Origin of the sequence: Pseudomonas sp. BGI-2 (assembly GCF_004310295.1) — a bacterium.
GTDB lineage: Bacteria > Pseudomonadota > Gammaproteobacteria > Pseudomonadales > Pseudomonadaceae > Aquipseudomonas.
This window is the reverse complement of the sequence record NZ_SISB01000030.1, coordinates 62,472-86,203: the sequence shown is the minus strand read 5'-3', so window position 1 is coordinate 86,203 and position 23,732 is coordinate 62,472. Positions and strand designations below refer to the sequence as shown.

At 60.8% G+C, this 23,732-nt stretch carries 16 protein-coding genes and 2 pseudogenes; 1 reads left to right on the top strand and 17 read right to left on the bottom strand.

Translation table 11 applies throughout. The features are described from left to right. Positions 1 to 169 precede the first annotated feature (169 nt). The gene (locus EYC95_RS20165) at positions 170 to 2,524 is read right to left on the bottom strand and encodes a tetratricopeptide repeat protein (protein WP_131061929.1); all 2,355 of its coding nucleotides are present in this window, start codon (positions 2,522 to 2,524) and stop codon (positions 170 to 172) included. Positions 2,525 to 2,738: 214 nt separating this feature from the next. Between EYC95_RS20165 and EYC95_RS20160 the strand changes: the two genes are divergently transcribed. Then, entirely contained in the window at positions 2,739 to 3,410 is a 672-nt protein-coding gene (locus EYC95_RS20160; protein WP_131061928.1) for a DUF3313 domain-containing protein, read from the top strand. A gap of 135 nt (positions 3,411 to 3,545) precedes the next feature. On the opposite strand, the gene EYC95_RS20155 is transcribed toward EYC95_RS20160, so the two are convergent. The 16 genes and pseudogenes from EYC95_RS20155 to EYC95_RS20080 form a co-directional block, all read right to left on the bottom strand. Beyond that, entirely contained in the window at positions 3,546 to 4,541 is a 996-nt protein-coding gene (locus EYC95_RS20155; RefSeq protein WP_131061927.1) for a DUF3829 domain-containing protein, read from the bottom strand. Continuing rightward, positions 4,538 to 5,911 (bottom strand): J domain-containing protein, encoded by a 1,374-nt coding sequence (locus EYC95_RS20150; RefSeq protein WP_131061926.1) that lies wholly within the window; start codon positions 5,909 to 5,911, stop codon positions 4,538 to 4,540. Before EYC95_RS20150 ends, EYC95_RS20155 begins: the two co-directional genes overlap by 4 nt. A 119-nt stretch (positions 5,912 to 6,030) precedes the next feature. Next, positions 6,031 to 8,547, bottom strand: a pseudogene (locus EYC95_RS20145) (fused MFS/spermidine synthase). Between the two features lie 191 nt (positions 8,548 to 8,738). Then, positions 8,739 to 10,325 (bottom strand): arylsulfatase, encoded by a 1,587-nt coding sequence (locus EYC95_RS20140; RefSeq protein ID WP_131061925.1) that lies wholly within the window; start codon positions 10,323 to 10,325, stop codon positions 8,739 to 8,741. A 73-nt stretch (positions 10,326 to 10,398) separates the two neighbouring features. Continuing rightward, positions 10,399 to 11,427: an HAD family phosphatase gene (locus tag EYC95_RS20135; protein ID WP_131061924.1), complete on the bottom strand. Its 1,029-nt coding sequence runs from the start codon at positions 11,425 to 11,427 to the stop codon at positions 10,399 to 10,401. After that, the gene (locus tag EYC95_RS20130; RefSeq protein WP_131061923.1) at positions 11,424 to 12,839 is read right to left on the bottom strand and encodes a BatD family protein; all 1,416 of its coding nucleotides are present in this window, start codon (positions 12,837 to 12,839) and stop codon (positions 11,424 to 11,426) included. Before EYC95_RS20130 ends, EYC95_RS20135 begins: the two co-directional genes overlap by 4 nt. Beyond that, positions 12,836 to 14,416, bottom strand: a complete 1,581-nt coding sequence (locus tag EYC95_RS20125; RefSeq protein WP_131061922.1) for a VWA domain-containing protein — start codon at positions 14,414 to 14,416, stop codon at positions 12,836 to 12,838. Before EYC95_RS20125 ends, EYC95_RS20130 begins: the two co-directional genes overlap by 4 nt. 1 nt (position 14,417) lies before the next feature. Further along, positions 14,418 to 15,410, bottom strand: a complete 993-nt coding sequence (locus EYC95_RS20120) for a VWA domain-containing protein (protein WP_131061921.1) — start codon at positions 15,408 to 15,410, stop codon at positions 14,418 to 14,420. Beyond that, on the bottom strand, positions 15,397 to 15,972 hold the full coding sequence (locus tag EYC95_RS20115) for a DUF4381 domain-containing protein (protein WP_131061920.1): 576 nt from the start codon (positions 15,970 to 15,972) through the stop codon (positions 15,397 to 15,399). The genes EYC95_RS20120 and EYC95_RS20115 overlap by 14 nt, the downstream gene beginning before the upstream one ends. Further along, positions 15,969 to 16,895, bottom strand: a complete 927-nt coding sequence (locus EYC95_RS20110) for a DUF58 domain-containing protein (RefSeq protein ID WP_131061919.1) — start codon at positions 16,893 to 16,895, stop codon at positions 15,969 to 15,971. The genes EYC95_RS20115 and EYC95_RS20110 overlap by 4 nt, the downstream gene beginning before the upstream one ends. Then, positions 16,892 to 17,872, bottom strand: coding sequence for a MoxR family ATPase (locus tag EYC95_RS20105; protein ID WP_131061918.1), 981 nt, complete (start codon positions 17,870 to 17,872; stop codon positions 16,892 to 16,894). The genes EYC95_RS20110 and EYC95_RS20105 overlap by 4 nt, the downstream gene beginning before the upstream one ends. A gap of 13 nt (positions 17,873 to 17,885) precedes the next feature. Further along, on the bottom strand, positions 17,886 to 18,923 hold the full coding sequence (locus EYC95_RS20100) for a hypothetical protein (RefSeq protein ID WP_371928428.1): 1,038 nt from the start codon (positions 18,921 to 18,923) through the stop codon (positions 17,886 to 17,888). Positions 18,924 to 18,942: 19 nt separating this feature from the next. Continuing rightward, a complete protein-coding gene (locus tag EYC95_RS20095; protein WP_131061916.1) occupies positions 18,943 to 19,896 on the bottom strand; it encodes a transporter in 954 nt (317 codons plus the stop codon). Between the two features lie 12 nt (positions 19,897 to 19,908). Then, a complete protein-coding gene (locus EYC95_RS20090; RefSeq protein ID WP_131061915.1) occupies positions 19,909 to 21,312 on the bottom strand; it encodes a DUF1254 domain-containing protein in 1,404 nt (467 codons plus the stop codon). A gap of 26 nt (positions 21,313 to 21,338) precedes the next feature. Continuing rightward, a pseudogene (locus EYC95_RS30880) lies at positions 21,339 to 22,790 on the bottom strand (DUF1254 domain-containing protein). 10 nt (positions 22,791 to 22,800) lie between these two features. Then, positions 22,801 to 23,592 carry a hypothetical protein gene (locus EYC95_RS20080; protein WP_131061914.1) on the bottom strand — a complete coding sequence of 264 codons (792 nt, stop codon included), beginning with the start codon at positions 23,590 to 23,592 and terminating at the stop codon, positions 22,801 to 22,803. Between the last annotated feature and the right edge of the window lie 140 nt (positions 23,593 to 23,732).

Genomic DNA, 23,732 nt, shown 5'->3' with positions numbered 1-23,732 from the left:
CTCTACAGACAAGGTCAGGAGCAAATCCTGCCTTCAGGAGCGATCGGCCTCCCCCAGAAACGCACTTGCTGTTGTATGAATCCTTAAGCGTAACCTCTCTCGTTGGAATCAGGGTCAACATACAAGGAGCGTGGCTTGCCGGCGAAGGGGCCATTTGATCAGACCCCTATCATTTCAACGCCGGATCGCCCATGTTCATTTTCTTCCAGCCTTGCAACAGCACCTGCGCTTTCGGTTCCTGTCCGTTATCCAGGTAGTACTGGATCAGCGACAACCGCGCATTGCGATTGGCCGGCTGCACTTTCAACAAGCGCTCCAGCTCTTCGCAAGCCTCATCGACTTTGCCGCTGTCATGCAATGCCACGGCCAGCACGTAGCCGTATTGGGCATTCTGCGGTTCCAGTTGCGCGGCTTTGCGCAGGGCCTGCATGGCTTGGGCTGATTTGCCCGCACGCACCAGCGACAAACCGTGGGTGTGTTGCAACAGGGCGGCGTCCGGGTGTTCTTTCAGGCCCTGCGCCAACAGCGTCTGCGCCTCTGGACCGCGTCCATTGGCTTCCAGCCATTGCACCAGTGTCACCAGCGCCGGGTAGAACTCCGGATCACGCTTGAGGGCGGTGCGCAGCAAAGATTCGACCTCGCCGTTGCGCCCGCTGGCCTGATAGAGCATCGCCAGGTTGAGGTTGGCCTCGGCGCGCTCGGCCAGGCTCATTTGCACCGCTTCGTACTCGGCAATCGCCGCATTCCAGTTCGCCTGGGCGTTGCCCAATCCATTGCGGGCCACGCTCAGCAGATCCCGGGCCGCAACGATCCGCACAGCCTTCACCGGATCACCCAGCAACGGCGTCAGCAGCGGCGCACGCTCCGGTGGCGGCAGGAACGCGCTGATCGCCCGCACCGCGCTTTCACGCACTTGCGGTGCCGGGTGGCTCAGGTCTTTGGTTGCAAGTTTCAAGGACTGCTCGCTCGGGTACAGCGGCAACTCTGCCAGCAAGGTTGCACGCTGGATCGCCGGCAGGTTGCTGCGCTGCAGCTGCTCGTACAAGGCTTGCGCGGCGCCGGGCTGGCCGTTGCGGATCAGCCACAGGCTTTCGTCATAGCGAGGCGCCTGCAAGGGAGTGGCGGTGTTCCACAGCTTGAATTGCTCGGTGATCTTGTCGCCGGCCTTGCCCTGGTGACAGGTCAGGCAGGCGTCCGGTATGCCAAGCTTTTTCGCCCGCTGCGGGTTGGGAATGCTGAAGCTGTGGTCATGCCGGAAGTCGTTGCCCATGTAGAACTTGCCGGGCATGTGGCAATCCACGCATTGGGAGCCCGGCTGGCCGATGGTGTGGCGGGTGTGTTCGATGGAATCGTAATTTTTCGCTTGCAAACCCTTGCCGTCGACGCCTGCCACCGAGGTCTTGCCGGCGGTGTTGTGGCATTGCAGGCAAACGCCGTTGCCCGGGGCCTTGAGTTCGGTGCTATGGGGGTTGTGGCAGTTGCTGCAACGCACGCCCTTGTCGAACATTTTGCTTTGGGCGAAGGAGCCGTGCTCGAACACTTCATCCTTGATCTTGCCGTCCAGCGCATACAACTCGCGGGTCAAGGGGCTCGGCAGGTAATCGTCCATCAAGCGCTTGCCAACGGTGAAGCCGTCGTCCAGCGGTGCGCGGCGTGAATGGCAGCGGGCACAGGTTTCGATTTCGACGGTGGTGTCCTTGTCCTTGAGGTCGACTGCAAAACCGGCATGGATCAGATCGCCTTTTTTCGCCGTCCATTCCAGATGATTGGACGCGGGACCGTGGCAGGCCTGACAACCGACACCGAGGCTGTTCCATTGACTGTCGAAGGTGTTTTTTGCCGCAGCGAAATTGCGCTTGTAGCCGGTGGTGTGGCACTCGACGCACATGAAGTTGGCGTTCTGGCTCGGCTTGCTCCAGTGCAGCGGGTTCTTGAAGTTCGCCCCTTGGCCCGGATAGAGGTGGAACCAGCGGTTTTTCTCGGTATCCCAGGCCACGCCCAGCGCTTGCAAACGACCTTCACCGACCTCGATCAGGTATTGCTGCAACGGCGCGATGCCAAAGGTGTAGGCCACTCTGAAGTCGGCATTCTTGCCGTCAATACCGGGGGTGTTGACCCAGAACCCGTCGTCCTTGCGCGAGAAACGCGTGGTTTCGTTTTCCGCCTTGAACGTGACGTTGTTGAAGTCGCCCAGCATGGTCTCGGCGTTGGCTTCCTGCATCGCCAGTTGGTGATGGGAGCCTTGCCAGTCCTTCATCTGTTCGCTGTGGCAGCCCTGGCATTGTTGCTCGTCAACCATCTTCGCCGATGCCACGGCGACCGGTTGCGGTTTGGCCGGGTGAACGGTCGGAGTGCTGACGGGCACGGTTTTGAGCGGCGCTGGCGTGCTGCTGAACAGAAACCAGCCAATCGCCGCCACGGCCACCAGCAATACGCCGATGGTGACGGGAAACAGGTAACGGTGAATCAGGGGCGGTGGCGAATCAGGGTTTGGGGTTGCTGCTTTATTTTTATGGTTCGGCATTGCGACTTCCGTAGTCCAGGTGCGTTTGCCGTCAGGCGCGCGTTCAAGCTCGGTGCAGCTTTGCCGGATGATCCGCGTCTGTCAAATGGCGCGACGGGCGAAGCCGCTGCCCGAGATGAATATTGTGCTTTTTGATAACAAAACGCCGTGTGTTGGCTATAACTGTAATTCCCGTATGCAATACCGTTGTCGGCCTTCTGACAGGAGTTACAGCATGAAGCTAGCGTTAATGATGGGCACGTTGTGCATTGCCTCGCTCGGGGTGGTGGGGTGTGCCAGCAAGGTCGTTGAGCCGGACCAGTATTCAGGCTTCCTCAAGGACTACAGCCAGCTCAAGGAAGCCAAGTCGCCATCGGGCGCGACGGTGATGCGCTGGATCGATCCCAAGCTCGACACCCGTAAATACACCAGTGTCTACATTGAGCCGACCCAGCTCTTTCCCAAGCCGCAACCGACTGTGAAAATCCCCCAGGCCACCCTCAACGGCATCACCGGTTACTACGACCAAGCGCTGAAGCGTGAAATTGGTAAATCCTTGCCTCTGGCCGCAGGTCCCGGCCCGGGCGTGATTGTGGTGCGTGCCGCGATTACGGCAGTCAGTAGCAAGACAGAAGGGCTGAAGCCTTATGAGGTGATCCCGATTGCGCTGGTGGCCGCGGCGGTCAGCACGGCCAGCGGTATTCGCGACCAGGAGACCGATCTGGCCACCGAAGCGGTGTTCCTCGATGGCGGCGACAATCACGTTTTAGCCCAGGTCGTGCGCAAGGGCGCCGGCAAGCCGCTGGAAAATGAGTCTCAGGTGATGAAGGCTGATGACGTGAAAGGCGTGATCGATGGCTGGGCGTCGGATTTGCATCAGTCGTATCTGAAGCTTAAATCCAAGTGATGCAGTAAGGCTGATGGCCTCTTCGCGGGCAAGCCTCGCTCCTACGGTATTGAGTCGTTCGTCAATATTATGAACGACCTGATCCTGTAGGAGCGAGGCTTGCCCGCGAAGGCGGCCTCAAAAACAACACATCTCTCAATACTCAACCCGGGCCAACCGGTTGTAATGACTGATCAGCGAATCATACCCACGCGTCACCGCATAAAAGTCATCACTCAATCGCTGTGGTTCAGCCTTGTTCTGCCAGTCCTTGTGCAGAGCATTCAAGGCATCCAGATACTTCTGCGTCGGCCTGGCAATGTGCGACCAGAGATAATCGGGTACTTCGTTGCGTTTTTGCGTTTCCGGCAATTGACGTTGGCTGAACTGCTGCCGGTAATCCCAGGCCAATTGCAGTTCAGCGGTGGTTTTCGCCAGTGCCTGCGGCGTCAGGGTTCGATTTTTCACGCCCTCGGTGACAAGGTTCAGCGTGTCTCTGGCCTGGATCATGTAAGCCAGCAAATACCAGTGAATGTCCTTGCCCAGACGTGCTTCGATCAGATTGAGTTGTGCCCGCCGTTGTTCAAGGTCCAGCGATTCAACGTGCTGTCTCAGCACTGTTGACGCCGTGAGGTAGTCCTCGGCCCTGGCTCTGAATTGATCGGCAAAGGCGGGCAGCACCTCACTGATGGCGGTCGAAAAACGCGCCTGTCGGTAAAAGGTGATTTGCTGCGTAAGGGGCGTCACTTGCTGTAATGCCTGCGCGTAGGCATCGGCTTTCAACACCTGCGGTGGGTCGTATTCCAGCAGTTTGAGTTTTTCGCTGATTTTCGGCGAACAGATATCCCTTTGGATGCCGGGCGCATCACTGGCACCGTTGTCGTCGAAATCATGCTGGTTGGCGATCCAGTCTCGCACCGGTTCCGCAGGTTGCTTCGGCGATTTGTACAGTTCGTAAGCCACCCGCCAATGCACGTCGACCCGGTTGATGCAGTCGATCACCGGGCTCAGGGCATTGGCCTGCGCGGTGAGCGGTGCGTCGTGTTGATCCAGCCACAAGTCGATGCGGGCGACTAATCTCGAAGAGCCGGCCAGCCCCATCAGGATCAGCATCACAATGGTCGCCACCGGGAACAGCCATTTCGGGTTCATGGCTGTTTCTCCTGGCCGTACCACTGCTCAACGGTGGCCGGTGCGGTGCATTCGCTGGCGGTGACCGGCATGCGGCTGCACAAGCGTTCGGTCCACTGTTGCAGGCCTTGGTTGCGGTTGACCGTACCTTGGCTTGAGATCACTTTGAACACGCCGAGTATTAATACCAGCACCAAAATGCCCGCGCCCATCAGGCAGTGTTTGAGCAAGGGGCTGGCGTGTTGCCAGGAAACGTGCGGGTTGACCTCCCGGCGGCGTATCAGTCCGACACCCGTCAGTGTGGTGATGTAAACGATGCTGCCGACCACGCCGTACACTTTGCCAATGCCCACCGCCATCGCAATGCAGGGAATCAAGTCGCGTAGCACTCCAAACGACAGGGGCATGAGCGAGGGCGAAAGGCGCACACTCAATCGATCGTCCAGCAACCAAAAGCGATGGGCGACGTGCCCCGTCAGCCAGTCGAGTACCCAACCGGCGACCGCGAATATCACTGACCAGAACACAGCGACGCCGATCAATCCGCCCAGACGCGTGCCCAACGGCGCGAATTGAATAAAGGAGCCGACCAGACAGGCGAGGACAATCCCCAGGTACATCGGCCAACTGTCGTAGCTGTATTCCCAGTCACGCCAAAAGAACGGTGTGCCGCCCGGCAGGTCTGCGCAGATGTCCGGGTGGTTGGCGTACAACGCAGAACTCAGCTTGCGGCATTGCACCCAATCGTCTTCGCGCAAACGTCGGGCGAGGGCGCGGCGCTGACTGAACGTGCCTGGTGCCAGCAGCAAGTGGGCGGCGCGATGCTCCGGCGTCGCGGCAGGTTGCGTGGCCAGCAGCAGTTGCCGGGCCAGAAAAATCGGCGCTTCACGGCGCTCCGCCAAGTGCTGGCGCTGCTGCAACAATTGTTCGATCAGCTCTTCGTCCAGTTCCAGTCGCTGCCAGAGACTGAACCAGTGAAACGTTTCCATCGCCCATTCGAGCAGTGGTTCAGACGTCTCGAAGTGTTCGACGCAATGCCTGAGCACCGCATCTTCCATCACATCGACCGCGCCATGCTCAACGGCGATGGCATGACGTCGTTCGAGCTCGACACGGCTGACACCGTCCAGTGAACGGGTGACCAGTTGCAGCGTGTCGACTTCAACGACCGACAGCCCGGTCAGGTCCCACGAGGTATCGTCGCCCGAGTTCTCCTCGCGCAAATGCTCCCATTCTTTGATGCTCAGCGCGTGTTCATATGCCTCACGCAGACGCTGAAACCCCTCGGGGTCTTCATCCGGGCGCGTCTGTTTGAGCAGGGTTGCGTATTGGCGTTTGATACTGCGCGTATCGGCATCGGCCGGGAGGCCAAGGATGGTCCAGCAACTCATTGCGTGTGCAACTCCATGAAAACCCGCGACGCGACAACTCCATGAAACCGGGGGGATGGTGGCAGTTTGATTGTGCGCACCCTACCTGTTTCGCGTCGAAAAGTCCCCAGGTCTTACCTTCAGTCGCCGACAAACCAGCGGTAATACGGATTGCCGCCGTCGCCGCGCATTACTTCGCGGATGTCCCTGGCCCAGGCGTCCCGGTCACCGTCATAGGCGTGCAAGCTTGCGCGGTAGAACTGCATCAGCCGCTGCTGATGGACGTTCATGCGCTCGATAAACCCTGCGTCGGCATTCAACAGCGGCGGTGGCTGACGCAAGTCGAGCAGGGCGGGCAACACGCGACTGATTTCCTTGGCGCGCACCCACGGCGCGTATTCGATGCGCGGTTGATCGTCGGTCACAGGCAGTGCATCGGCGGCGAAACGCTCCAGCCCGGCGCGATCGGTCACCCAGGTTGCCAGCAAGGCGGCGGCCGAGCCGATGCCGACGTCCTGCAGAGTGCTGCGTACGGTGTCCTGCTGGAAGCGTTGGCTGATTTTCCCGACATCCAGTTCAATCGGCTCCATCGAGCCCACCAGCAGCATTTCGTGGAATTCGCTGGTCCACAGCGTCGCGTAGGGGAAGACATCGAGGAAACTGCGCACCAACGAGCGCGAATCGTCGATGTTCTGGGTCGGCAACGGCAGCCATTGGGCGACCAGGCCTTTTTTCTCAAGACGGCTGGCGGCCAACTGGTAGAAGTCGCGCGAATACAGATTTACCACGCCGGCAGCGGAGGGCGGTGGCGGTTCGAGGGTGATCAGGTCGTAAAGCTGCGCGCTGCGCAGCAGTTCCTGGCGACCATCACGCAGGCGGACGTCGACGGCCGGATCGGCAGCGGCATTGAAGTTGCCCTTGAACAATGGCGCGGCTTTTACCACCGAAGGCAGCAATTCCGCGACGACGCGATGTTCAAGCCCTGGATATCGGGTCAGGGCGCCAGCGGTGATGCCCGTGCCAAAACCGATGACCAGCGCCGAGCGTGGTTCGCCGTTATGGATCAGCAGCGGCAACAAGGCCTGGATGCGCATGTAGCGCAGCGATGGCATGGCGTCACCGGTGTTGGAAACGCCCTGGATATATAGACGCTGGAACATCTTTTGTCCCTTGCCCTGAGTGACCACGGCCACGGTCCCGCCGCGTCCTTCTTCGTAGAACGCCAGCGTACCGTTGCGAGCACCGGGCAGCAGGTTGGCGAGTTTGCTCACTGGGGTAAATACGGCCACCACAATCGACAACAGGCCGATGGCAATCACGGCCTGACGCCGGCCTTTCTTGACGTGATGACCCTTGCGCACCGCGCAATAGCCAATCCCGGCGGCGACAATCGCCAACAGGCCCAAGGTGCGCACCAACCCAAGCAATGGGATCAGCAGGAATCCGCAGAGCATCACGCCGATAATCCCGCCCAAGGTGTTGAACGCAACCACGGCGCCGACATCTCAACCGACTCGCTCACGGCCGACGCTCAAGCGCAAGGCCAGCGGAAAAGCGGCGCCCAGCAGCAGGGTCGGCACGAACACGATGCTCAGGGCCGCCACGACAAACCGTGCGCTCATGCCCAGTAATTCGCTGCCACCCATGGCCAGCGCAAGGGTTTCGGCCTGGGATTGCAAAAACACCAGCCAGCGCCCGAGAAAAGCGACTTCCAGCAGTGCAATCAGGCCGGCACCGGCAATCAACAAGCCGAACACACCCCATGGATCGCGAATGCGATCAACCCGGCGGGCCAGCAATGCGCTGCCGAGGAACAGCCCGGTAAGGTACGTCGCCAGCACCACGGCAAAGGCATAGGTGCGGGTGCTCATGAATTGCACGATGGACTGTGACCAGACCACTTCGTAACCCAGCGCCACACCGCCGGCGATGGAATACAGCCACAGTGCCAGGCGATCAGGGACTTTCTCTGCCGGATGTTTCACCGGGGTATCGATCGGTGCCAGGCGCTGGCGTTGAAACCACAGCGCACCCGCTGCAGCCAGCAAGTTCAGCATCGCCGCCGCCAGGGCACTGCCGCGCACACCGAGGGTGGCGATCAGTATGAACGCGGCGAGCAGAGTGCCGGCAATCGCCCCGGCGGTGTTCGCGGCATAGAGTTGGCCGCCAGCCTTGCCCGATTGTTGCGGATCAGCGGCCAATGAGCGAACCAGCACCGGCAGGGTGCCGCCCATCAGCAGCGCCGGAATACCGACCAGCACAAACGGCAACACCCACGCTGCCAGGCCGACGTGCTGTTCCAGCCAGGCGAACGGGCTGGCGGCGAGGCTCATGGCGAAGGTCGCACCGACACCCAGCACGGCCACCAACACTTCCAGCCCGGCATACAGCAACACCGGCCGCTGCAAGCGATCCGCCCAACGCCCGAACAGCAAGCCGCCCAAGGCCAGCCCGGCAAAAAACGCACTGATCCCGGTGGTGATCGCATACACCTCGACGCCGACCACCAGCGACAACTGTTTGATCCACAGCACCTGATACACCAGCGCGGCGGCGCCGGAGACGAACAGCAACAGCGCGGGGATCAGCAGCGCCGGGGAAGTGGCGGTATGGGGGGCGGGTAGGGCCGACGACTTGCTGGCGACACGTGAGGACATTGCGGATTGCCTTGTGCAGTGGCTTGAAGATGATCGTTCCCACGCTCTGCGTGGGAATGCCTCATTGGACGCTCCGCGTCCGCTTCGGCAGGTGACGCGGAGCGTCACGGGCTGCATTCCCACGCAGAGCGTGGGAACGATCTAAAAAATAAGGCCGCTCGCCGATAAAGGCGAGCGGCGGTCAAGCGGTCTTACTGTGCAGGCTGGTTTTTCATTTTTTCCGCGATCTTCGCATCCACCGCAGCACGGATCTGGTCAACGCTGAAGCTGGCCGGTTTCTGGCTTGGCGGATACTCGATGAACGTCTGCAGGAACTGCGCAGACTTGGTCACCGCTTGCGCGACCAGGTACACGTTTTTGGTGGCCCAGTCGTAATACTGATCGGAGACTATGTCGGCGCGTTCATACGGGTCCATCCGCAGGTTGAAGATTTTGGGTACCCGCAGGCAAACGAACGGTTCGCTCCAGACTTTGAAGCCGCCCGGTGCCCGCTGTTCGCAGAACACGGCTTTCCAGTTGTCGAAACGCATCGACACCAGCACGCCGTCATCGTTGAAGTAGAAGAACTCCTTGCGCTCGCCTTTAGGCTGTTGGCCGGTCAGGTAAGGCAGTTGGTTGTAACCGTCCAGGTGCACTTTGAAGTTGCTGCCGCCCGAGGTGGGCGCCCAGCCTTTGAGCAACTTGTCTTTGACTTCTGCATCGCCAGCCGCCGCGAGCAGGGTCGGGAACCAGTCCATGCCCGAGAACATCTCGTTGGAGACTTCACCGGGCTTGACCTTGCCTGGCCAGCGAATCATCGCCGGCACCCGATAAGCGCCTTCCCAGTTGGAGTTCTTCTCATTGCGGAACGGCGTAGTCGCCGCGTCTGGCCAGGAGAACTGGTTCGGCCCGTTGTCGGTGGTGTAGACGACGATGGTGTTGTCGGTGATTTTCAGGTCATCGAGGGTTTTCAGCAATTTGCCGACGTCGCCGTCGTGCTCCACCATGCCGTCCGCATACTCGTTGCCGGGCATGCCGCTCTGGCCCTTCATCGATTCGCGCACGTGGGTGAACAAGTGCATGCGGGTGGTGTTCATCCAGACGAAGAACGGTTTGTCCGCCTTGGCCTGTTTCTCGATGAACGCTTGCGCGGCAGCGGTGGTTTCGTCGTCGATGGTTTCCATGCGCTTGGTGGTCAGCGCGCCGGTGTCTTCGATCTTGCCATCGGCGAAGCTGTGAATCACCCCGCGCGGGGAGTTGGCCTTGACGAACTCAGGGTCATCCTTGGGCCAGTACGGGCGCTCGGGTTCTTCCTCGGCGTTGAGGTGGTAGAGGTTGCCGAAGAACTCGTCGAAACCGTGGTTGGTCGGCAGGTATTCGTCCTTGTCGCCCAGGTGGTTCTTGCCGAACTGGCCGGTGGCGTAGCCCTGGGACTTGAGTGCCTGGGCAATGGTGATGTCGCGTTTTTGCAAGCCGACCGTGGCGCCGGGTGCGCCGACTTTCGACAGGCCGGTGCGCAGTGGCGTCTGACCGGTAATGAAGGACGAGCGTCCGGCCGTGCAGCTGTTCTCCGCGTAATAGTCGGTGAACATCATGCCTTCCTTGGCAATCCGGTCGATGTTCGGCGTCTTGTAGCCGACCACGCCCATGGAATAGGCACTGATGTTGGTCTGTCCGATGTCATCGCCGAAGATCACCAGAATGTTGGGTTTTTCAGCGGCCCCGGCTGTTGCCGAAATCGCCATGACCGAGGCTGCCACCAAGGCGAGTTTCGGTAGCCACTTGCGTATGCGAGTCATCTGACTTGCTCCTTTGCTCACTTGCGTCGCTCAAGCGCGACAAACGTTTATTGCAGTCCTGCGTTACGCTTTTTTATTGCACTTGCTCGGGAGTGGCGGCCTCGAACGGATAGACCCGGCGCCACTCGGACGCCATGTCCACGATAGTCCAACCACGGGTTTTTGCTTCGTCCAGGGCCTTGTCCAGGCGTCCGATCTGCGATTGACGGTCATAGGCCCATTCGCGTCTGGCGTCGGTGTGATGCACCAACCCCATGAATCGTTTGCCCGAACCTGCGGCGGTCCACTGCAGCATCTGCAGATCGCCATCGGAGTTGCCGAACGCCAGGATCGGCCGGCGCCCGATCACCGCGTCGATGCTTTCCGGTTTGCCCGGGCCGTCGTCGTTGTGGGCGAGTTTTGGCGTGCGCACGATCGAGGCTTTGCCGTCCTTGAGCTCGAACGCGGTGACAAAAGTGGTGCCGATCACTTGTTCGGGCGCGATGCCGTAAACCTTCTCGGCAAAGGCGCGCATGAACCCGGTGTCGCCTCCGGATACGATGTAGGTCTTGAAGTCCTGACTGCGCAGGTAGTCGAGCATTTCCAGCATCGGCTGGAAGATCATCTCGGTGTACGGCTTGCCGGTTTTGGGATGTCTGGCCTGACTCAGCCAGGTTTTGGCGTAGTCGTCGAAAGCTTCGGTGGTCATGCCGGTGTGGGTAGCCCCGAAGATTTTCATAATGCCTTCCATGCCCGTGGCGGCCAGGGCCTGGTGATCGTTTTCCAGCACGGCTTTGAAGGGCTGGGTGGTTTTCCATTCCGGATGTTGCGGTGCAGTGCGCTTGACCTCATCCAGCGCAAACAGCAACTCGAAGTACATCGGCTGTTCGCTCCACAAGGTGCCGTCATTGTCGAAGACGGCGATGCGGTCCTCGGGTTTGACGAAGTCCTTGCTGGACTGATCGGTGACTGCCTGGACGAACTCGATGATGGTTTTCTTCGATGGCCCGTCGTTCCACGATGGCAAGGGTTCGGCTGCCAGGGCCAGCAGCGGCATGCTCAAGGCCAGCGCAAACAAGAGCTTCAGCCCGTGGCGTTGGCGGATCGATATCGGGTTCGTCATGGGAAGTCCTTCTCGTGTACGGGGTTGAGTGGGCGTAAGGCGTGAGCCGTAAGGGACGGTTTGTGTTCGGCCTGACCATGCAGCGTAGACAAGGATTTCTTCAATTGGCGCAGTGCTTGATCTTCGGTGGGTTGCTGGCTGTAACAGGCGCGCAAAAGGTCCTGCAGGCGCGGGCCGAGGTTGCTCAGTTTCAGGCCCCGGCGGCTGCGTCTGGCCCAGAGGTAAAGGGCGCTCAGTTGTGCCGGTTTGCCATTAATCTGCGCCGGGATTTGCCGCCAGGTATAGTCAGCGGATTGCAGCCAGGCGGCGTGCCGTGCGCGGCGTCGGGCTTGTCCGGCAAGGAAGACACGCTGAACAAACGGACGGCCGAACCAGCCGAACAGCACCACGACCAACAGCAGCGTAGACAGCAAGAGCCAGTGCCGGGAAAGATGCACGCGACTTTGCTGGCCAAGGTTTTTCAGGTCTTCCGCAATCGAGAACACTGGTTTGTAAGCGCTGTTGGCCGCGGCGTCGAAGCTCACGGCCGGGACGTGGGCCGTGCGGGTTTGTCGGCTGCTGGCGTCCCACCATTTCAGCTCGATGGCCGGGAGGTTGTAACGACCTTCGGTGTCGATGCGGTAAGTCACGGTGTCGATGCGTTGGCCGCCGCTGAAGTTGCCACGGCCGTCGTCCAGGTTGCTGATTTGCGGGCTCTTGGGGTAACGGCTCAGACCGTTCACATCGCCCATTGACGGTGCCGGCAGCGACATGGCCATGGCATCGTCGGCCTGCATGGTCAGTTGCCGGGTGATGCTGTCGCCGACCTTCAGAGGCGTTGCCGAGTTGACGACTTTTTGCGTGAAGCGCAGACCTTGCGCGACGAGCACCGGTTCACCGGGTTGGAATCCCGGCGGCTGTGCCACGGTGAAGTGCAGTGGCTGGCTTTGGGCGCTCAGGGGGGTGCTGGCCTGGCCAGGCGTGGCGCGAACGGTCAGCGCGGGGATGTCGAAGCCCTGAGCCAGATTCGGCGTGATCCGGTAGCTGTAACGCATGCCGTTGAAGGACTTGCCATCCAGCGTCTGGTTGATGTGCTCGGCATGCCCGTCCGGTGGCAAGACCAGCGCACCCGGCAACTTCAGGTCGGGCAGGGCGGGGGCGTCGGTGAACCAGCTGTCGGTGAGAACATCGAGTTGCAGTTCGAGCATGCCGCCGACCATGACAGAGGTGTCGGGTTGCAGGCGGGTCTGGACTCGCAGTTCGGGTTCTGCGGCGAGAGTGGCCGTGGTGATCAGGCAGAGGAGTAAGGCTGTGAGAGTTGTGGTGAATGACCGAACGTCATCGCGAGCAGGCTCACTCCTACAGGGGATTTGCGGTGTGCGCAGATTCAGTGTGGGAGCCAGCCTGCTGGCGATGTCCACAACTCGGTTCATGGTCTGTTCCCCACCTGATCCTGCAAACTGAATTTCTGCTTCAAGAACTTCGCCGGCGAAGTGCTGAGATTCTGCAACCACTGCTCATCCGAAGCCGCCTGCTCGGTCTCGACCGCTTTGCTCTGCCCCTTGCCCGGCGCCTTGTCCATTTTTATTTCGTCCGGTTTGACCTCGGGCGTGTTCTGTTCGGCGCTTTCAGTGTCCTTCTGCAAGGCAATCGCCAACGCCAGATTGGCCGTGGCTTCCGGGAACTGCGGCTGCAACTTCAACGCTTGCTGATACGCCGCAATGGCCTGATCAAAACTGAAGCGGCGCACGTAAATATTGCCCAGATAGAAGTACGCCTGCGGCGTTTCCAGTCGCGCAAAACTGGCCAGCGCCACGTCGAAATCGGCCGCGTTGTAGGCGGCGATGCCCTTCCAGTACGGGTCGACAAAATGCGCGGCGGCCTGTGGGAAGTGCTCGTGTTCGAAGGCCCAGCGACCTTGCTGGTCGGGGGTAAAAAACGCTTCGGTCAACGCGTTGGCCTCGGCCGGTGCCGGTTGAAAGCCGATGCCCAGCGCCAGCAATAACCCGGCCATCCAGTTCAGGCTCCAGCCCTTGCGCACGCCAAGGAAGGCGAGCAGCAGCAACGGCCAGCACAGCCAGTAACCGGCGTCTTTCCAGTGCAATTCGCGCTGTTCATCGCTGGCACTCTGGAAATGCTGCTGGGCGTGCAACTCGACCCATTGCAGATCGTCGTCATTGAGGGTCAGGCTGCCCAACGGCGCATCCACTGCTGAAGCAAGCTGCTTGAGCGCGCCCTGGTCGAAGCTGCCGAGCGCGGGGCGACCGTTGTTGTCGGTGCGCGGCTGGCCATTGGCGTCGCGGATGATCCCGCCGTCCTCGCTGCCGACGGCCAGTATCAGCACTTGCAGCGCGCTGTCGTCGAGTTGCTTGTCCAATCCGGTGAGTTGTGAAGTGTCGGCACCGTCAGTGATCAACAACAGCGTCCCTGGAGTTTTCTCGGCGACCAGCAGGCGTTTGGCTTGTTCGATGACCGCACCCACGTTTTTCCCCTGTTTGGCGATCAGGTCGGTGCTCAATGCCTGGATGAAGGTGTCGAGCAGGGCCGGGTCGTCGGTCGGCGGCAACACCAGATGCGCGCTGCCGGCGTAGGCGATCAAGCCGCTGCGGGCACCGGCACGGCGCTGGATCAGGTCGTGCAGCTTGTGTTTGGCCGCTTCCAGCCGGCTCGGTGGAACGTCGCTGGCGTCCATTGAAGGCGAGAGGTCGATGGCGATGATCAGCGGCGCACGGTTTTCCAGGAAGTCCGGGCGGTCCTGTTCCCAGGTCGGGCCGGCCGCCGCGAGGGCGCCCAGAATCAACACCGCGCACACCAGATGCACCGGCCGAAAGCGCTGTTGATCCTGCGGCGTGATCAGCAAATGCGGCAACAGGTGTTCGGCGATGTTGCTGCGCAAGCGTCGTTGCAGGTCGCGGCTGCGCCGCCAAAGCATCGGCAGCAACGCGGCGAAGGGCACCAGCAACAGCCACAGTGGACGCAGGAAATGGAAGTCACTGAGATTGATCTCCATCTCAAGCCTCCTGCCGCTGACGCGCGAGTGTCAGGTGCGGACGGAGCAGGGCGCCCAAATGGTAGAGCGCAAGCACGCCGATTGCGGCCCCAACCGGCCACCAGAACAGGTCCTTTTTCGGCTGATGGCTGAGGGTTTTCACCTGATGCGGGGTGAGCTTGTCGAGCGTGCTGTAGACCTGATCCAGCGCAGTACGGTCTTCAGCGCGGAAGAACTGGCCGCCGGTGGCGTCGGCGATCTGCTGCAAGCCCTGCAGGTTGACCTTGGCTTCGCCCTCCGCGGTCGGGTCGCCGATGCCGATGGTGTGAATCACCACGCCTTTGGCGGCGGCCATGGTCGCCGCGTGATCCGGGGTGATCGCGCTGCTGGTGTCATTGCCATCGGTGAGCAGGATCAGCACTTTTTCTTGCTCGTGGGCCTGATCGAGCAGCTTCAGGCTCAGGCCAATGGCATCGCCAATCGCCGTGTTGGGGCCGGCCATGCCGATGCCGGTGTCGTCGAGCAACAGCGACAGGCTGGCGTGATCCAGCGTCAGCGGCGCCTGGGGATACGCGCCGCTGCCAAACACGATCAGGCCCAGGCGATCTTCTTTGCGTTTGTCGATAAAGCCATGCACCACTTCCTTGACCGCCGCCAGACGATTGATCTTCTGGCCATTGGCGTCGGTGAAATCGGTGGTTTCCATCGATTGGGAAATGTCGATGGCCAGCATCAGGTCGCGCACCGGTTGCTGGCGTTCGATCGGTTTTTCGACGAACACCGGGCGCGCGGCGGCCAGCAGCATTAGCGCCCACACCAGCAGATTGAGGGCCAGCTGCCAGCGATTGCTGCGGGTCCCGGCCTGGCTTGGCGCCTGACCGACCGCGCGGCTCATGGCGCCGAAAAACGGCACACGCACGGCGCTGCGGGCTTCGCGGTAATCGGGCAGGTAGCGGTAGCCCAACCACGGCAGCGGCAAAAGGATCAGCAGCCAGGGGTAATCAAGCTGCCACATGATGATGCTCCAACCAGTGTTTGCAGGTATCGAACAGTTGCTGGCGTTTATCGCCGGGCAAGGCCAGCAATGCCGCATCGGGCGCATAGGCCAGTTGCGCCAGTTGCTGACTGAAATCGGCGGGCAACGGCTGCGAACTGTGCTGCGCCAGAAACGCCTGCCAATCCTCACCCCCAAGCGCCCCCACCCTCTGTAGGAGCGAGGCTTGCCCGCGAAGAACGATAACGCGGTCTCTCTGTGGGACCGCGGTGTCTGGTTCGCGGGCAAGCCTCGCTCCTACAGGGACGGGAATCGACAGGGCCACGCGTTTTAGCAATTCCGGGAGTTCGCGCAGTGCTTGCAGTTGATCGTTGCTGGCTCGCAATTGAGCAAGACGCACCAACGCCTCCCGCCGATACCGATCCCGCCGCCATTGCCAATACCGCCGTGCACCGACCAGCAACACAGCAATCACCAACACCCCGAGCAACACCCACCATCCCCACGTCTGCGGCGCATAACTGACCGGCGCCGGCAAACCGATCTCTTTCAACTGTTCGATACTTGGGATATTCGGGTTCATCGCCGACCTCTGCCGAGTTCGGTGCGCAATTGTTCCTGGGCATCGGTTGCGGTGCTGAACATCATCAGCGGCACCTGGCTGCGGCGCAGCAGGGTGGCGACATCCTTGAGCCGACCGCTGAGAAAATCACCCAACGGCTGATGAACGCTGCGTTGTTCGACGGCCAGTTCCACCTGCAACTGGCCCTGGGTAATCAGCAAACGCCCGTTCTTTGGCAGGTTCAGCGCCAATGGGTCGTACACCTGCATGGCGACCACGTCGTTGTGCGCGGCCAATTGGCGCATCAACTTCAACGTGCGCTCACCGGCACCGGCAAAGTCGCTGATGATACAAATCAGATGATCGTGCCCGGCCACTGCCAGGCAATGCTGCAACACCTTGTCGAGCTGGTCTTCGCCTTCGGCGTCCGGGTTGGCGGCGTTGAGTTGCTGATTCTGCTCGGCAATCCGGCTGCACAAGGCTTCGATGCGTTTACGGCTGCGCAGCGGGGCGATGCTGTCGATGCGTTGATCGTTGAACACCAGGCCACCGACCCGATCCCCGGCGTTGAACACCATCCACGCCGCCAGCGCGCCAAGCTCCGCCGCGATGGCCGATTTGAAGCTGCGTTGCGAGCCGAAGAACATCGACATGCGCTGGTCCACCAGAATCAAGGCCGGGCGGTCGCGCTCTTCGGTAAACGTGCGCACCACCGGTTTGCCGGTGCGCAGCGAGGCGCGCCAGTCCAGATGACGCAGATCGTCCCCCGGCTGATAGCGACGCAGTTCATCAAAGTTCAAACCCCGGCCGCGCAGGCGCGACGCATGATTGCCGGCTAGAATGCTGCCCTGCGGCTGACGCGCCACAAAACTCAGGTCACGGGCCTTGAACTCCAGGGCCATCAACTGCGCCAGAGAGACATAGACCAGACCGTCCGCATTCATGCGGGAATCGCCACTTTGTCGAGCAGGCGATCAAGCACCTGATCAGCCGTCACACCGTCTGCCACCGCGTCATAGCTCAGCTGCAAACGATGACGCAGCACGGGGTGCACCACCGTGCGGACGTTATCGGGCGAGACGAAATCCTGCCCCTGCAACCAGGCATCGGCTCGGGCGCAACGGTCCAGGCCGATCCCGCCCCTGGGACTGGCGCCGATGGCGATCCAGCGGCCCAGATCGGCGTCGTAGTCAGCGGGATGGCGGGTGGCGTTGATCAGGTCGATCAGGTAACGGTCGATGGCCGGGGACACGTGAATGGCGCTGACTTCTCGACGCGCCGCGAAGATCACGTCTTGAGACAGCGCAAAACCCTGCACCGCCGCGGTCTTGGCGCCCAACGCAAATTCTTCTTCGCGCAACAGCCGCAGCACCTGGCTCTCGTTTTCGGCACTGGGGTAATCGAGCAAAACCTTCATCAGAAAGCGGTCCATCTGCGCTTCGGGCAACGGATACGTGCCTTCCTGTTCGATCGGGTTTTGCGTCGCCACCACAATGAACAGCTCCGGCAGCACGTGGCTATTGCCGGCCACGGTGATCTGGCGTTCTTCCATCGCCTCCAGCAACGCCGCCTGCACCTTGGCCGGCGCGCGGTTGATTTCATCCGCCAGAATCAGGTTGCCGAACAGCGGGCCGGGCTGGAACTGGATCTCGTTCTTGCCATCGATCTGGTGCAAGACCTCGGCGCCGGTGATGTCCGACGGCAACAGGTCGGGGGTGAACTGGATACGGCTCATCTTCGCGTCCAGGTGTTTGGCCAGCGCCTTGACCGTGCGGGTCTTGGCCAGCCCCGGCAGGCTTTCGAGCAACAAATGCCCGTTGGCCAGCAAGCCGAGGATAATCTGCCGGATTACTTGGTCCTGGCCGAGCACCGCTTCGGCGATGCTGGCTTGCAGGGCGTTGAGGTCATTGAGTGCGGTCATGAGAATCCCTGGCTCAAAACATGAAAGTCGGAATGACGGGGATGAACGACAAGCGGAAATTCCAGCGGCTGCTGATCAGGTCGTCCGGGTGGATCGCCGAGTACTGAATCTCCCCGGAGATCCGTACCGGCAGCTTGCCGAAGTTGAAAATCCGCCCGGCGCCGATACCGATGGGGAAGGTCACCTTGTTGCCGCCTTCGGCCTTCCAGTTGACCGTGACGTTAGGCGTCATGCCGACGCGCCATTGTTCGGGGCCGGGAATGTTGCGCTGGATGAAATACTGGATGTTGGTCAGGCTGACGTCCTTGCGCTGACTGTCGCCACCGACCGACCACCAATGCTGCGGGAACAGGCCCAGGGTCCAGTCTTCGCCCAGATACGCCGCGACAAACGCGGGACCGAGCGAGTACTTGCCGGTGCCCAGGACGTCTTCTTCGGCGGTGGGAAACATCGCGGTCGGGCCGAATCCCCAGACCATCTTGCCGCCACCGGCGAAGCGGATCGGTTGTTTGGGCGAGAACACGCCAACGTAGGCCAGGTCGCCAAAACCACTGGTGCGGTCGAACGGGTCCTGCACCACCGAAGCGAAATCGCTGCGGTCGCTCAAAATGTCGTTGGGGCCCATACCGATCAGGTTGCCGGCCCGGTGATTGACCGGCGCGCTGACGTAGCTGATGGGCAGGCGGTTGATCAGGTTCCAGTCCTCGCCGAGGGAAATCGGGAAGGTCGGCATGAAGCTGTATTTGCCCAGCATGCGCGTGCCGTTGCTGTTCGGACCTTTGAGCGCGGTGTAGTCAAACTGGTTGAACAGCAGCACCAGATTGCCCACTGGGTTATCCATCAGCTTGGCAATCTGTTCCGTGGACGGATCGCAACCGGCCGCCACGACCTTTTTCAAGTCGATGTCGAAGTCCTGTTGCAGCCGATGGCAAGTCTCGGGGTCACCTTTGGCTGCCGCATGCGCGGGTGTCGTGCCGAGGGCGGGCAAGTCACCGCTGGCGCAGGCGAAACCGCTGAACAACACGCTGCATAAAGTCAGTCTGGAACCCATCGCCATCCCTGGTCACTCCTCAGAAAAACGCCAACGTCAGGTTAACGGCCACACCGTTGCCTTCCGGGCGGTTCTTGGTGTCGAACTCCGGTACCCAACGCGCGCTGACGCTGGCCTGGGCATCGTTGAACTTGCCGGCCCAGCCAATCACCGGACCGGCACCGACAGAGCGACCGCGAAAGCCATTCAGCGAGTCCGCGGTCTGGCCTTTGTCGTCGGTGACCTGCTGGACATAACCGCCGACCAGACCGGCGCTCCAGCCGTTGCCGAAACCGTGGGTCCACATCGCATCGAGGGTGAAAATGTTGCCGTTGCGATAATCCGTGGCGTCATTCTCGGTATAGAACTCCAGGCCGCCCGACAGGGTGAACTCGCCCCCTTTGCCATCCAGATGGGTGAAGGCCACGGTGGGCACGAAGGTGTAAGTGTTCTGGCCGGGGTTGGCCAGGCGATCGTCGTTGTAGGCGCCGGTCGGCACGTAGATCGGCAGGGAAAACGAGAGGTGGTTGACCTCGTCGAAGTGGTAGCCGGCGGCGATCGGCGTGATCAGCATGTCGGCAAACTGCGTGCCGGTATCTCCGGTGCCCAGCGTCCGCCCACGCGGACCGGTAATCGAAATGTTGATGTCGGTGTATTGCACCGGCACGCCGATGGCCGAGGCATAGTTCCAGCGTCCCTTGCCGGTGTCCCAGACATGGGTGAAGTTGGCCATGGTGTAGGAGACTTTCATGTCCAGGTCGGCACCGATCTCACCGACAATCGGCACACCCTTGCTGCCCTTGAGATCGCCGTCATACCAGATGCTGGTAAAGGACATGACCCAGCCCGGTTCCGGCGGCACGATCCCGGCATTGGAAAACACCTGTTGCCCGGTGATCGGGCGCCCGACACCGCCCTCGGCCGCGAAACCCAAGGGGCTTGCGCCGATCACGCACAGGGCCAGTAAGGGACGCGCTACAAATGGCCTGACCATGACTGACTCCGCTTACTGTTTTTGTGAGTTGACGGGAGTCAGCAGCGGCATTTTCCACTGGCCGCTGGTGACTTCCGATTTCGGCAGGTAGAGGCGCAAGATCCCATAGAACGGGCCGTTCGGTGCTGGCAGCCAGTTGCTTTGCAAGTCCTTGGCCGGTGCCTTGTCCTGCACGTAAAGGGTCAGTCCACCGTCGGCGTCGAGCTTGAGGTCGGGCAACATCCGCGAGTTGATCAGGTAGCGATTCAGCGGGTTAGCCACCAGCAGCTTGTTTTTGCCGTCATACATCGTCAGCGACCAGAACGCATCGGCGGGGGGCAGGGCGTCTTTGTCGAAATGCAGGGTGTAATCGTGTTTCGAGGCGTCGACCGGCTGGCCGTCCTTGTCGACGAAATAACCGATGTAATTCGCCTCTTCGGCCGAGTTGCCGAAAATTCCCATGTTGGCGCCGGCGTAGCGGTACAGGTAATTGCCCTTGAGGTGATCGCGCGTGCCGAAGAGGTCGCCGCTGGAGACTTGGTGGGTATCGACCTGGTCTTTTTTGAACCGTGCGAATTCGGCCTTGGCATCGCTGATGCCGTCTTCAAGTGCCTGGCGCTGTTCGGCAGTGAACTCATGGAGTTTGAAAGGCTTGCCAGCCTCGATGCCGATTTTCTTCAAGCGCGCAAGCAGGTCCTTTTCCGCGTCCTGCGCTGGGGCGAACGCCAGCATGAAGTTCAGGTAGCGGAACAGGTCAGGGGTATCGCTCATGGCCGGCGTGGGTTTCGGCCAGGCGATCTTCGGCGCCTTTGGCGGGGCCTTCTGTTTGACGTAGTGGCTCAGCGTCTCGACCTTGTAGCCTTTCTGGATTTCCTTGACCTTGCCCAGATCCTTTTCATCAAACAGCTGCGTGCGATACAGGGCGTAGGCGATGTTGGTTTCGCTGCGCAGCAACCGGTCCATGTTCACCGGTTGCTGACCCTGCCAGTTGGGGCCTGCGACCATGAAATGCCCGCCGTTGTTGCCCGTACTGCGGGTGCCCAGGTACGCAAAATTCTGCGTATAGGCGTCGATCAATTGCACGGAGTAGTAACGGTGTTCATCGATGGGCGGCAAGGTCAGCACCACCGGTTCGGCGCGCAGGTCCATCCAGACGAACGAGTAGGGCGTGTCCGCGTTCGGTGTGACGAATGCGGTGTCCTTGGCGGTGAAAGCCTTCGCGGTGTTGCCGATCCGGTTGAACGGTGCCTTGAAGTTTGCACTCTTTTTGTCGACGGCCTGGGTGTAGAGGGTTTTGTACATCTCTACCACCGGGAAACCATACAGGTAGGCCTCCTTGGCGATGCCCCGGGCTTCTTCGGGTGTGGCGGTGAAGTCGGCCCAGGCGCTGGTACTCAGGGCGAGCGAGAGAGCGGTGAGCAACAGACGGTTATTCATAAAACTTCCTTATTGAATCCTGGGCGTCATTCCACGGCCGTGATGTCGTCGAGTTTCCAGCTTTTGTCGAAATAGGCTTCGGTGGGCGCGTACAAGCGGAAATAGCTGAACCAGTGTTTGCCCGGCACGGTTTGTACCCAATTGCTCTCCCAGCCTGTGGTCGCGGTCGGGCCGAAGTACAAGTCCACCGAGCCGTCGGCGTTTTTCTTCAGGTCCTGACGGGACGACAGATCGGCCTTGCGCTGCGGGTTGTCGATCAGGCAGCGGCTGTCGATGTCGTACACGGTCATCGACCAGAACTGCTTGGCCGGCGGATTGGCGCCGACGTGCAGGCGATAGTGTTTGCCGCCGTCGAGCCAGTTGCCCTTGGCGTCGGTGTAGGCGCCGAGGTAGGTCTGGCCCAGGCCCGGGGTTCTGGACACCATGCCTTTGGTGTTGGTGACCGCCTCGTAGAACCAGGCACTGCGCTCCCATAACTGGTCGTAGTAAGCGACGCGCTGGGACGGCTCGGCGATGTTGAGTACCGTGTCCCACTGACGGTCTTTCCAGTACTGGGCGTCCGGAAAACGCTTGGCGAAGGTGTTAGCCTTGGCGATCAGTTCGCCGACTTGTGCGCCTTGCTCCAGAGCCTTGCGCTGGTTGTCGTTGGGGTTGAAGGGCTTGTCCTTCTCGATACCGAGGCTGGCGAGCATGGCCATGTAGAAACGATCACGTTCGTTGACCGGCTCTTTCTGGATGATCTGGTGCAAACGCTCCCAGTAGGCCAGGCCACGCGGCTGGGTGCCGGACCAGGCTTTGCCGCCGGGGGAGAGCAGTCTGGTTTTGGCAGGCGTGGTGCGATTGACGTACGGGTACATCTTGAACTGCTCGACCAACGCCTTGCCTTGGGCCGGGTCCGGATCCAGCACACGAAAACCCACCAGCACGTTCATGGTTTCCTATTTGGCCAGGTAATACTTACCCGCATCAGCCGGAGGCTCGGCGCCGGGTGGCAGGACCAGGTATTTGCCACCCTTGCCTTTGTCGGGACCGGTCTGGCCCATGTCGATAATCGCGCGCTGCCAGAAATCACCCACGCCGCCCGCAGTGGGGCCGGGCGGCAGTTCGATCACCAGCGGACCGGTTTCATTCAGGTCGACGAAGCCGAGGATGTACGGTGTGGTCGCATTGGCAGTGATCACGCCCAGCTTGTCTTCGTAACTGTTGAGTACCATCAGGTCGCCGTTGTGGGCGCCGAGCTTGCCACGAAACTCTTCCTGCCACTGGGCGTAGGACACCAACGGCAATGCCCACAGATAACTCTGGGTCGCCTGTTGGAAATCCAGTTCGGCATAGAGCTTGGGGGTCGAGTCATGGGCTGGCAGCTCGCCCTCCATCGCAACCTTGCCGATCCGCGTCTCAACGTCCTGTGCGCCAACGCCGCAACTGACGAACATGGTCATCAGGCTGAAACCGGCTGCGCGAATTGCACCGTGCATAGAAAAGTCCTTATTTACCGAACGTGACGTTGATCCCGGCGAACAGCGTGAACTGAGGCAGGCCATCGCCTTTGCGCTCCACGGTCCACTGCGGTTCGATAAAGGCATTGAGGATATTGGACCCGGATTTCCAGACCTTGCCGCCACCCAAACCGAGTGGGATGTAATGGGTGTCGTTCTTCAGGTCGAAGGTCCAGGTACCGGTCGAGCGCAGGTACCAGCCCTTGTCCAGGTTATGAATGATGAAAGGTTGCAGCGTCGCGGTTTCAACGTGGGCACGGTCATGGTCGCCGGCGAAGGAGCTTTGATACTGCACCAGTGCGCCGAGCAAACCGCGCGGCGATGCATCAATCGCTATGGCGGCCAGGCCGGCCTGCCATTTGCCGGTGCCCAGTTCGTGCTGATCGGCGGTGGGTGCAGTGATTTGCGGGCCGATGCCCAACTGCACACCCTCGGTCTTGAGCAAGAAGATATCGAAGACGTTCAGATCACCTTCGCCGGTGCTGTAGCCGCCATGCGGGTCGGGGCGCGTGCTGATCGGCACGGTGGCGCGCAGCAATTGCGGCACACCGATGAAGTCTCCGGGTGCAATCGGCAGCGTGCCGCGCATCAAGAGATCGTTGGTGTGGGCACCGCTGTCGTAAAGCTTGGGCGTGTAGTAGTCCTGAAGGTTGGCACCGGGTGCCAGGTTCAGCGGGTTGTTACTTTTGTTGGCCGTATCGGCGTTGTCCGCCAGGGCACAAACGACAGGCGCAAACCATGCCGCCAACAACACGGCGCATGTTCCTGTTCTTATCGACATGACTCCCCCGTTCCTTCGTGGCTCGTATGGACGACTCGGCACTTGGCGGCCGTTACTGCGTAAGCCCTTTCCTATCAAGCCTGTAGGACACGTCTGTTGAAGTTAGCAGCTAACGCCGGGTTCGCCAGTCGGAAGGGGGG

Excerpts from the sequence above, each read along its gene's own strand:
- EYC95_RS20135 (WP_131061924.1), bottom strand. The coding sequence starts at position 11,427 with ATGACGAACCCGATATCGATCCGCCAACGCCACGGGCTGAAGCTCTTG.
- EYC95_RS20100 (WP_371928428.1), bottom strand. The coding sequence starts at position 18,923 with ATGGGTTCCAGACTGACTTTATGCAGCGTGTTGTTCAGCGGTTTCGCC.
- EYC95_RS20160 (WP_131061928.1), top strand. The coding sequence starts at position 2,739 with ATGAAGCTAGCGTTAATGATGGGCACGTTGTGCATTGCCTCGCTCGGG.
- EYC95_RS20140 (WP_131061925.1), bottom strand. The coding sequence starts at position 10,325 with ATGACTCGCATACGCAAGTGGCTACCGAAACTCGCCTTGGTGGCAGCC.
- EYC95_RS20120 (WP_131061921.1), bottom strand. The coding sequence starts at position 15,410 with ATGTGGCAGCTTGATTACCCCTGGCTGCTGATCCTTTTGCCGCTGCCG.
- EYC95_RS20125 (WP_131061922.1), bottom strand. The coding sequence starts at position 14,416 with ATGGAGATCAATCTCAGTGACTTCCATTTCCTGCGTCCACTGTGGCTG.
- EYC95_RS20095 (WP_131061916.1), bottom strand. The coding sequence starts at position 19,896 with ATGGTCAGGCCATTTGTAGCGCGTCCCTTACTGGCCCTGTGCGTGATC.
- EYC95_RS20130 (WP_131061923.1), bottom strand. The coding sequence starts at position 12,839 with ATGAACCGAGTTGTGGACATCGCCAGCAGGCTGGCTCCCACACTGAAT.
- EYC95_RS20110 (WP_131061919.1), bottom strand. The coding sequence starts at position 16,895 with ATGAATGCGGACGGTCTGGTCTATGTCTCTCTGGCGCAGTTGATGGCC.
- EYC95_RS20165 (WP_131061929.1), bottom strand. The coding sequence starts at position 2,524 with ATGCCGAACCATAAAAATAAAGCAGCAACCCCAAACCCTGATTCGCCA.
- EYC95_RS20115 (WP_131061920.1), bottom strand. The coding sequence starts at position 15,972 with ATGAACCCGAATATCCCAAGTATCGAACAGTTGAAAGAGATCGGTTTG.
- EYC95_RS20090 (WP_131061915.1), bottom strand. The coding sequence starts at position 21,312 with ATGAATAACCGTCTGTTGCTCACCGCTCTCTCGCTCGCCCTGAGTACC.
- EYC95_RS20080 (WP_131061914.1), bottom strand. The coding sequence starts at position 23,592 with ATGTCGATAAGAACAGGAACATGCGCCGTGTTGTTGGCGGCATGGTTT.
- EYC95_RS20150 (WP_131061926.1), bottom strand. The coding sequence starts at position 5,911 with ATGAGTTGCTGGACCATCCTTGGCCTCCCGGCCGATGCCGATACGCGC.
- EYC95_RS20105 (WP_131061918.1), bottom strand. The coding sequence starts at position 17,872 with ATGACCGCACTCAATGACCTCAACGCCCTGCAAGCCAGCATCGCCGAA.
- EYC95_RS20155 (WP_131061927.1), bottom strand. The coding sequence starts at position 4,541 with ATGAACCCGAAATGGCTGTTCCCGGTGGCGACCATTGTGATGCTGATC.